This window comes from Halalkalibaculum sp. DA3122 (genome assembly GCF_043951865.1).
Taxonomy (GTDB): Bacteria; Bacteroidota; Rhodothermia; order Balneolales; family Balneolaceae; genus JAMQKA01.
Genome location: NZ_JBINJF010000087.1, coordinates 1 through 1,579 on the forward strand (window position 1 = coordinate 1; position 1,579 = coordinate 1,579).

A 1,579-nucleotide genomic window follows, 5' to 3' on the forward strand; every position below is an offset into this window, starting at 1 on the left:
TGTTGCTGTCTGCCCAGACGTTGGACAGTGTATCGGGGGATCGCCAGGCGCTGGTGGATCTGTACCAGGCGACGGGCGGTCCGGGCTGGGACAACAACAGGGGATGGCTGGACGGTCCGGTCAGCGACAGCTGGTACGGGGTGCAGGTGGACGCCGAGGGGCGGGTGGTCCGGGTGGACCTGGCCGACAACAACCTGCGGGGGACCGAGGGGCTGCCGGCCAGTCTGGGGAACCTGAAGCGGCTGCGGTACCTGAACGTGCTGTACAACCGGATCTCGGGCCCGCTGCCGGAGGCCCTGTTCAGCGGTCCCCGCTCGCTGGAGTACCTGTATCTGAACTTCTCCAGCAACGTGATGCCGAAGCACTCGGACCTGCACGAGCAGACGCGCACCGGCGGGGGCGACATCCATACCGGCAAGACCGACCAGGGGGCCGGCAACAAGTTTACCGGTCAGATTCCCGCCAGTTTTGACCTGCCGAACCTGCAGTGGTTTGCCCTGACCTGGAGCGATATCAGCCGGGTGGACCCGGCGGTGTTCAGCTCCACCGCCCTGAGGGGGCTGTGGCTGGGCAACAACCACCGACTGGGGGGCAACAACCAGCAGATTCCCCCCGCGATCGGCCGGCTGAGGCAGCTGGAGCACCTGGCCCTCAACAGCAGCCCGGGGGCGGCCACCGAGGATGCGTGGGGCGGGGAGCTGCCGGCCGAGTTTGGGAACCTCACCAGCCTGAAGAGCCTGCGGATCAGCGAAAACAATTTTACCGGGCGGTTCCCGGACTTGTCGGGGGCCACCGGCATGCAGACGTTTGTGATCCGCAGCACCAACTTTACCAGCGGATTTCCCGCCTACGGGCTGGACGGGACCTGGCCGCAGATCAACTCGTTTGTGGTCAGTTTTACCAAGTTTCGGGACGCACAGCTGCCGGAGCAGGCTCCCCGGAGTCTGCGGACCCTGAACGCCCCCTCCAGCGGGATTGCCGGGACGTTGCCGGTCAGCCAGTTTCCCCGGCAGATTATTGTGACCGATTTCAGCTGGAACAACCTGTCGGGGCCGGGCCCGCGGGAGCTGCGGCACCTGGTGCGGATCCGGAACCTGCGCTGGTCCGACAACGAGCTGGAGGGACCGTGGCCGGAGCTGGACTGGACCAACAAGCAGAACCTGACCAACTCGGCCGGCCAGCGGGTGCACCCGCTGCGGTTTTTCACGCGGGCCCATTTCAATGGCAACCGCTACGTGTTTGCCGACATGCTGGTGGTCAGCGACGAGGGGAAGACCCTGTTTGAGTGGTACCGCCAGGAGGCGGAGGTCTCGTTTCGCTACGGGAACCAGAAGCCGTTCGGCAGCGAGGCCAACCAGTCTGGCCCCCGGATCGATTTCAGCGGGGTGGTGACCCACCCCGACAACGTCTACCGGTGGTACCGGAACGGCTCCGGGCTGTCGGGCCCCTCCGGGAACGTGCTGGATGCGCGCCAGTGGGGGACCGGCACCTACCGGCTGGAGGTGACCAACCCGCAGGTGCCCGAGCTGACCCTCCAAAGCATCCCGATCACCATCACCGAACAGGACCTCAACGGGAG

At 66.0% G+C, this 1,579-nt stretch carries 1 protein-coding gene; it reads left to right on the forward strand.

Annotation, left to right across the window (positions count from 1 at the left end; all coding sequences use genetic code 11):
- Positions 1 to 1,579 (forward strand): hypothetical protein (locus ACG2F4_RS19280; protein WP_395262575.1); only part of this gene is annotated, 1,579 nt, incomplete at both ends.